Annotated in this window: 9 protein-coding genes; 7 read left to right on the forward strand and 2 right to left on the reverse strand. The window is 70.8% G+C overall.

Annotated elements, in window-relative coordinates; genetic code table 11:
• The 5 genes from MW084_RS04420 to MW084_RS04440 all read left to right on the forward strand — a co-directional run.
• Nucleotides 1-463: 2-oxo-4-hydroxy-4-carboxy-5-ureidoimidazoline decarboxylase (locus MW084_RS04420; RefSeq protein ID WP_420833728.1), on the forward strand; the 463-nt coding region annotated here is incomplete at its 5' end.
• 192 nt (nt 464-655) lie between these two features.
• The gene (gene sdhC / locus MW084_RS04425) at nt 656-1036 is read left to right on the forward strand and encodes a succinate dehydrogenase, cytochrome b556 subunit (RefSeq protein ID WP_010468411.1); all 381 of its coding nucleotides are present in this window, start codon (nt 656-658) and stop codon (nt 1034-1036) included.
• Nucleotides 1037-1044: 8 nt separating this feature from the next.
• Nucleotides 1045-1524 carry a succinate dehydrogenase hydrophobic membrane anchor subunit gene (locus MW084_RS04430; RefSeq protein WP_010468413.1) on the forward strand — a complete coding sequence of 160 codons (480 nt, stop codon included), beginning with the start codon at nt 1045-1047 and terminating at the stop codon, nt 1522-1524.
• A gap of 24 nt (nt 1525-1548) precedes the next feature.
• A complete protein-coding gene (sdhA, locus tag MW084_RS04435; protein ID WP_010468416.1) occupies nt 1549-3303 on the forward strand; it encodes a succinate dehydrogenase flavoprotein subunit in 1755 nt (584 codons plus the stop codon).
• Nucleotides 3303-4061 carry a succinate dehydrogenase iron-sulfur subunit gene (locus MW084_RS04440; RefSeq protein ID WP_010468418.1) on the forward strand — a complete coding sequence of 253 codons (759 nt, stop codon included), beginning with the start codon at nt 3303-3305 and terminating at the stop codon, nt 4059-4061. Before sdhA ends, MW084_RS04440 begins: the two co-directional genes overlap by 1 nt.
• A 156-nt stretch (nt 4062-4217) precedes the next feature.
• Here the strand turns inward: MW084_RS04440 and MW084_RS04445 are convergent, their stop codons facing one another.
• Entirely contained in the window at nt 4218-4727 is a 510-nt protein-coding gene (locus MW084_RS04445) for a GNAT family N-acetyltransferase (protein ID WP_010468420.1), read from the reverse strand.
• Between the two features lie 84 nt (nt 4728-4811).
• Here MW084_RS04445 and MW084_RS04450 point away from each other — a divergent pair, with 84 nt between their 5' ends.
• On the forward strand, nt 4812-6011 hold the full coding sequence (locus MW084_RS04450) for a cytochrome P450 (RefSeq protein WP_010468423.1): 1200 nt from the start codon (nt 4812-4814) through the stop codon (nt 6009-6011).
• 14 nt (nt 6012-6025) lie between these two features.
• Complete coding sequence (locus tag MW084_RS04455; protein WP_010468424.1) at nt 6026-6214, forward strand: ferredoxin; 189 nt, start codon at nt 6026-6028, stop codon at nt 6212-6214.
• 89 nt (nt 6215-6303) lie between these two features.
• Here MW084_RS04455 and MW084_RS04460 read toward each other — a convergent pair whose 3' ends face one another.
• The gene (locus tag MW084_RS04460; protein WP_029553275.1) at nt 6304-7863 is read right to left on the reverse strand and encodes an ABC transporter substrate-binding protein; all 1560 of its coding nucleotides are present in this window, start codon (nt 7861-7863) and stop codon (nt 6304-6306) included.
• Nucleotides 7864-8124: the final 261 nt, after the last annotated feature.

The raw sequence follows: 8124 nt of genomic DNA on the forward strand, positions 1-8124 counted from the left end.
CCGCCCGGCCGGCCGGCTCGCCCTGTTCAACGCCGCGCCCGCCGCCGACGCGGAGGCGTCCCTGCTGGCCTGCTGCGGGAGCCGCCACTGGGCGCGCCGCGTCGCCGCCCACCGCCCCTACCCGACCGTCGAAGTGCTCCTCGCCGCCGCCGACGAGGCGGCCTGCGACCTGTCGGGGGCCGACCTCGACGAGGCGCTGGGCTCCGAGGCCGCGCCGGTGCTTCCGTCCGGCACCTGCCCGGCGGCCCGCACCGCCCTGTGCGCGGCGCACGACGCGTACCTGGCGCGCTTCGGCCATCCCTTCGTCGTCTGCCTCGACGCCGAGGAGCCCGACGAGCACCCGGGCCGGCTGGTGAGCGACATCAGGTCACGACTCGGCAACGAACCCGAGGAGGAGCGGGGCATCGCCACCGAGGAGCTCCGGCGCCTCATCCGGGTGCGACTTGTCCGCATCGTCACCTGAGGTACCGTTCCCATGGCCCTCAGTAGGCCGTCCGAGCCTGTTTGCCTGCCTGATCGATCACATCTGCGGACCCCGCGTGAGGTGAGCGGCAAGTCGTGGCTACCATGACCGGGGCCGGTGGACCGTACCCGGCCGGGTCCGACCGACAGAGAAGCCGGCCGACCCTGATCACCGCTCCCGGAGGGTTTTTCCGTGCCGGCTGGAACGCTGTACCGCGGCCGGGAAGGGATGTGGTCGTGGGTGGCTCATCGAGTCACCGGCGTCCTCATCTTCTTCTTCCTGTTCGTACACGTACTGGACACCTCGCTCGTCCGCGTCTCGCCCGAGGCCTACGACGAAGTCGTCGCGACGTACAAGACGCCGATCGTCGCGCTGCTGGAGTACGGCCTGGTGGCCGCCATCCTCTTCCACGCGCTCAACGGCCTGCGCGTCATCGCCGTGGACTTCTGGGTCAAGGGCTCCCGCTACCAGAAGCAGATGCTCTGGGCCGTCGTGGGCATCTGGATCGTGCTGATGGCGGGCGCCCTCTACCCCGTCCTCGGCCACGCCGCACGTGAACTGTTCGGGAGCTGACGCCAGACATGTCCGCTGACCTCTCCAAGTCCCCCGTCGGGCCCGTCGAGGGCGTGAGCCTGTACGACGCCGACAACCCGGCACCGCTGATCGACCCGCCCCGCAAGCGGACCAAGCGGAGCCCGAAGTCGACGCGAGGCAACTTCGAGCTCGCCGCGTGGCTGTTCATGCGCGTGTCCGGCGTGGTCCTCGTCGTCCTCGTCATCGGCCACCTGCTGATCCAGCTCGTCCTGGACGGCGGCGTCTCCAAGATCGGCTTCGCCTTCGTGGCGGGCCGCTGGGCGTCCCCGTTCTGGCAGGTCTGGGACCTGCTGATGCTGTGGCTCGCGATGCTCCACGGCGCCAACGGCCTGCGTACCGTCATCAACGACTACGCCGAGCGCCCGAACACGCGCCTGTGGCTCAAGGGCCTGCTGTACACCGCGACGGTGTTCACCATCCTTCTGGGCACGCTGGTGATCTTCACCTTCGACCCGAACATCCGCTAGGCACGGGCTGGGGCAATCCACACCATGAAGATCCACAAGTACGACACCGTCATCGTCGGCGCCGGTGGCGCGGGCATGCGCGCCGCCATCGAGGCGACGAAGCGCAGCCGCACCGCCGTGCTGACGAAGCTCTACCCCACCCGCTCCCACACGGGCGCCGCGCAGGGCGGCATGGCCGCCGCGCTGGCCAACGTGGAGGAGGACAACTGGGAGTGGCACACCTTCGACACGGTCAAGGGCGGTGACTACCTGGTCGACCAGGACGCCGCCGAGATCCTGGCGAAGGAGGCCATCGACGCCGTCCTCGACCTGGAGAAGATGGGCCTGCCGTTCAACCGGACTCCGGACGGCACCATCGACCAGCGCCGCTTCGGCGGCCACTCCCGCAACCACGGCGAGGCCCCGGTCCGCCGGTCCTGCTACGCCGCGGACCGCACCGGCCACATGATCCTCCAGACGCTGTACCAGAACTGCGTCAAGGAGGGCGTGGAGTTCTTCAACGAGTTCTACGTCCTGGACCAGCTGATCACCGAGGTCGACGGGGTCAGGAAGTCGGCCGGCGTGGTCGCGTACGAGCTGGCCACCGGCGAGATCCACATCTTCCAGGCGAAGGCCGTCATCTACGCCTCCGGCGGCTGCGGCAAGTTCTTCAAGGTGACGTCGAACGCGCACACCCTGACCGGCGACGGCCAGGCGGCCGTGTACCGGCGCGGGCTGCCGCTGGAGGACATGGAGTTCTTCCAGTTCCACCCGACGGGCATCTGGCGCATGGGCATCCTGCTGACGGAGGGCGCCCGCGGCGAGGGCGGCATCCTCCGCAACAAGGACGGCGAGCGCTTCATGGAGAAGTACGCGCCGGTCATGAAGGACCTCGCGTCCCGTGACGTCGTCTCCCGCTCCATCTACACGGAGATCCGCGAGGGCCGCGGCTGCGGTCCCGAGGGCGACCACGTCTTCCTGGACCTGACGCACCTCCCGCCGGAGCAGCTGGACGCCAAGCTCCCGGACATCACCGAGTTCGCCCGCACGTACCTCGGCATCGAGCCGTACACGGACCCGATCCCGATCCAGCCGACCGCGCACTACGCGATGGGCGGCATCCCGACGAACGTCGAGGGCGAGGTCCTGGCGGACAACACCACCGTCGTCCCGGGCCTGTACGCGGCCGGCGAGGTCGCCTGCGTCTCCGTGCACGGCGCCAACCGCCTGGGCACCAACTCGCTGCTCGACATCAACGTCTTCGGGCGCCGCGCCGGCATCGCCGCCGCCGAGTACGCCGCGAAGGCCGACTACGTCGAGCTGCCGGACGCCCCGGCGTCCTTCGTGCAGGAGCAGGTCGAGCGCCTGCGCAACTCCACGGGCACCGAGCGGGTCGCCGAGCTCCGCCGCGAGCTGCAGGAGACCATGGACGCCAACGTCATGGTGTTCCGCACCGAGCAGACCATCAAGACCGCGGTCGAGAAGATCGGCGAGCTGCGCGAGCGCTACCGGAACGTCGCCATCCAGGACAAGGGCAAGCGGTACAACACCGATCTGCTGGAGGCCATCGAGCTGGGCAACCTGCTCGACCTGGCCGAGGTCATGGCCGTCTCGGCGCTGGCCCGCAAGGAGTCCCGCGGCGGTCACTACCGCGAGGACTACCCGAACCGCGACGACGTCAACTTCATGCGTCACACCATGGCGTACCGCGAGGTCGGCGACGACGGCACCGAGACCGTCCGCCTCGACTACAAGCCGGTCGTCCAGACCCGCTACCAGCCGATGGAGCGTAAGTACTGATGGCTACCCCGACCCTGGAGAAGACGGCCGCCAAGGCCGACGTCTCCCCCTACATAACGGTCACGTTCCGGGTCCGCCGCTTCAACCCCGAGGTGTCGGACGAGGCGCAGTGGCAGGACTTCCAGGTCGAGATCGACCCGAAGGAGCGCGTGCTCGACGGCCTCCACAAGATCAAGTGGGACCTGGACGGCTCGCTGACCTTCCGCCGCTCCTGCGCGCACGGCATCTGCGGCTCCGACGCCATGCGGATCAACGGCAAGAACCGGCTGGCGTGCAAGACGCTGATCAAGGACATCAACCCGGAGAAGCCGATCACGGTCGAGCCCATCAAGGGCCTGACGGTCCTCAAGGACCTCGTGGTCGACATGGAGCCGTTCTTCCAGGCGTACCGGGACGTGATGCCGTTCCTGATCACGTCCGGGAACGAGCCGACCCGCGAGCGGCTGCAGTCCGCGGAGGACCGGGAGCGCTTCGACGACACGACGAAGTGCATCCTGTGCGCCGCCTGCACCTCCTCCTGCCCGGTGTTCTGGAACGACGGGCAGTACTTCGGCCCGGCCGCGATCGTCAACGCCCACCGCTTCATCTTCGACTCGCGCGACGAGGCGGCGGAGCAGCGCCTGGAGATCCTCAACGACAAGGACGGTGTGTGGCGCTGCCGCACCACGTTCAACTGCACGGACGCCTGCCCGCGCGGTATCGAGGTCACCAAGGCGATCGCCGAGGTCAAGCGCGCGCTGATCACGCGCCGCTACTGACGCGCCACCGCTGATGCGCCACCGCTGACGCACCGCTGCTGACGCGCCGCAGCGAGAAGGCCCGCCTCCCCGGAGGCGGGCCTTCTCCGCGTCCGGGCGCACGCGGCCGGGGAGGACCCGCCCGGCCCGTGCGTACGCCTCCGCCGCCGGGCCGGTTCAGCGCGGGGCGTGGAGGCGGTAGAGCACGTGCGCCGGTCCGCCGTCCCCGGGCGCCGGGCCGACGAGCCGCGCGCCCAGGCGCTCCACGGCCCGCCGCGAGCGGAGGTTGTCCGTGCCCACGCGGAAGCGGACCGCGTCGACGAACCGGAAGGCGTGCCCCAGCATGAGCCGCTTCAGCTCCCCGTTGTAGGCGCCGCCCCAGTGCGACCGGGCGACGAACGTCCAGCCGATCTCCACCTCCCCGCGCTCCGGGTCGTAGCCGTCGTAGCGGGACGAGCCGATGAGCCGGCCGTCCGCCCGGTCCACGACGGCGAGGGCCCCGCCCGACGCCAGGCCGTCCTCGAAGAACGCCCGGAACACCTCCTCGCGGTGGCGGTCGGGGTAGGGGTGCTGCTCCCAGAGCAGGGGGTCGGAGGCGACGGCGTGGAGCCCGTCGAAGTCCTCCGCCCGCAGCGGCCGGACCTCCACCAGCTCGCCCACGAGCGTGGGCTGGAACTCGAATGACATGGGGGAAACGTACCGCCCGCGCGGCGCGCGACTTTGGCCGGTTCCGGGCTCGAAACGATGGATGCAGCGGGCATCCATGGAGGTATGACGGAATCCACGGACGTGGTCGGCTTCCCGCAGGACCGCACCTGTCCCTACCACCCGCCGACCGCCTACGACCCCCTGCGCGACGAGCGCCCGCTCGCCCGCGCCACCCTCTACGACGGCCGCCGCGTCTGGATGGTCACCGGCCACGCCGCGGCGCGGGAGCTCCTCGCCGACCCGCGGCTGTCGACGGACTCCACCGACCCGGCGTTCCCCCTCCCCACCGAGCGGGCGGCGGCACTCCGCACCCGGCGGCGGGTCGTGATGCTCGGTGAGGACGATCCGGTGCACAACGAGCGGCGCAGGCCGTTCATCCCGTGGTTCACGCTGAAGCGGACCGCGGCGATGCGGCCGGACATCGAGCGGATCGCGCACGGACTGCTGGACCGGATGGTCGAACAGGGCCCGCCCGCGGAGCTGGTGGGCGCGTACGCGCTGCCGGTGCCGTCGATGGTGATCTGCGAACTGCTGGGCGTGCCGTACGAGGACCACGAGTTCTTCGAGGAGCAGTCCCGGCGGGCGCTGCGCGGTCCCCGCGCGGAGGACAGCGTCGAGGCGTCCGACCGGCTGGAGGAGTACCTGGGCGGCCTGGTCGACGCCAAGCGGACCGCGCCCGGGGACGGGCTGCTGGACCAGCTCGTGGTGGAGCGGTACGCCACGGGGCTGATGGGCCGGCAGGAGCTGGTCGACCTGGCGATGCTGATGCTGGTGGCGGGGCACGAGACGACCGCCAACATGCTGTCGCTCGGCGTCTTCACGCTGCTGCGCCACCCGGAGCGGCTGGCGGAGCTGCGGGCCGACCCGTCGCTGCTGCCGGCGGCGGTGGAGGAGCTGCTGCGGTTCCTGTCGATCGCGGACGGAATGCTGCGGTTCGCGCGGGAGGACGTCGAGGTGGCCGGGACGGTGATCCGCGCCGGTGAGGGCGTGGTGTTCCCGACGTCGCTGATCAACCGGGACGCCTCGGTCTACGCGGACCCCGACGTCCTCGACTGGCGGCGGTCGGCGCGGCACCACCTGGCGTTCGGCTTCGGCATCCACCAGTGCCTGGGGCAGAACCTGGCGCGGGCGGAGATGGAGATCGCCCTCGGGGCGCTGCTGGCGCGGCTCCCGGGACTGCGGCTGGCGGTCCCGGCGGAGGAGATTCCGTTCAAACCCGGCGACACGCTCCAGGGGATGGTGGAGTTGCCGGTGGTCTGGTGAGGAGGGTGGGGGCCATGAGAATCTCCATCGATCAGGACCGCTGCATCGGGGCGGGCCAGTGCGCCCTCACCGCCCCCGAGGTGTTCACCCAGGACGACGACGGCTACGGCGCCCTGCGGCCGGAGCACGACCCCGGCCATCCGATGGCGAGGGAGGCGGCCCGCGCCTGCCCGGTCCACGCCATCACGGTCACCGAATCCTGACGGTACGGGCCCACCCCGCCGGGGGGCGTGGGGCNGNNCCCCGGACAAGGGCGCCTCGCGGGGAGGCGGGGCGCCCTTGTCCGGGGCGGTTACAGCCAGTGGAGTTCCCAGAGGCGCCAGATGCCGGTGCCGTCGGAGAGGTACTGGGCGCCCGTGACGTCCGGGCTGCTCAGGACGTAGTCCTTCCCCTGCCACAGCGGCAGCATCGGCACCTCCTCGGCGACCTGCGCCTGGATCTCCTTGAAGCCGTCCATGGCCCTGGCCCGGTCGCTGTGCTGCTGGGTGGCGGCGATGAGCCGGTCGATGCGAGGGCTGGCGTAGGCGTTCTGCAGGGCGTTGTCCCGGCCGACCAGCGGCTGGGTGAAGTTGTCGGAGTCGGGGAAGTCCGGGAGCCAGCCGAGCCCGTACGCGTCGTAGGCGCCCTCGGTGTAGCCCTTCTGGAACTCCTTCCACTCCGCGGAGACGACCTTCACCCGGAACAGCCCGGTCGCCTCCAGCTGGCGGCGCAGCTCGGCCGCCTCCGCCGCCCAGGTCTCCCCGGTGCGATGGGCGTAGGTGATGCTGACGGGCGTGTCGATGTTCGCGTCGCGCAGTAGTTTCCGCGCCAGGTCCACGGCCTCCTTCCCGTCGGGGTAGAGGTCGAAGAAGGGCGTGCTGTGGCCGATGAAGCCGCGCGGGATCAGCGAGTACAGCGGCTCCACCGTCGAGTGGTGCGGGCCGCTGGCGATCAGGTTGCGGTCGACCAGCGCGGCCATCGCCTGCCGCACCGCCTTCTCCGCCGCCGCCGAGCCCTTGCGGACGTTGAAGACGATGCTGCGGATCTCTCCCGTGGGCACCTCCGTCACCCGGACGTCGTCCTTGCTCTCGTCGAGCGTGGAGACCATCTGGGGCGGGAGCTGCCGGTGGGTCACGTCGACGTCGCCGTTGCGCCAGGCGACGGCGAGCTGCTCGGCCTCGGTGAAGTACCGCACCTCGATCGGGGTGCCGGGGCGCTTCAGGGCGCCCCGGTAGTGCGGGTTGGGCTCCAGCATGGCGCGGACGCCCGGCCGGTACTCGGACAGCACGTACGGGCCGGAGCCGTCGACGGCGTCGTCCTCGCGCAGCTTGTCCTTCGGGTAGCGGGTGCTGTCGACGATCGCGCCCGCGCCGGTGGCGAGCTTCAGCGGGAACGTCGCGTCCCGGGCGGCCAGCCTGAAGATGACCTTGCGGTCCCGGACGGTGACGCTGTCCAGCGTCGGGAAGAGCGCCGCCGGACCGACGTCCGAGGCGATGCCGAGCATCCGGTCGAACGAGTACTTCACGTCCCGCGCGGTCACCTCGCGGCCGTTGGAGAAGGTCAGGCCCTCCCGCAGGGTGCACTCGTACGTGGTGAGCGACGAGCCGGCGAAGCCGCAGGCGCTGGCGGCGTCGGGGACCGGGGTGGTGGAGCCGGGCTCGAAGGTCAGCAGCGACTGGTAGACGTTGCTGTAGAGGGCCCAGGAACCGGAGTCGTACGAACCGGCCGGGTCCAGCGAGGTGACCTCGTCGGTCGTGCCGACGTAAATCGGCCTGCCGTTGCCCTGCCCCGCCGGCAGCAACTGCCAGACGCCCGCCCCGATCGCCATCAGAACTGCACATACGACGATGATCCGGACATGGATCGACCGCATAGCCGTGATTCCTTTCCCGCCCTCCCCCTGTGCGATGGCGCAAACTCAACCACAGACCGTTCACCCACGGAAGGGCGAATTTTCACTTCTCGGTCACACCGCCCCGCCGTCCGCCGCCCGCGGAACGGGGTGGCGGAGGCGGTGGGAACGGTGGTGCCGGTGGGGTGTGGGAGGCGCGGGGGGACGTCGAAGGGCGGCGAGGACGGCAAGGAGGGCGAGGACGGCGAGGGCCGACCGGGCGGCGGGGACATCGGGCGGCCC

Origin of the sequence: Streptomyces sudanensis (genome assembly GCF_023614315.1) — a bacterium.
GTDB lineage: Bacteria > Actinomycetota > Actinomycetes > Streptomycetales > Streptomycetaceae > Streptomyces > Streptomyces sudanensis.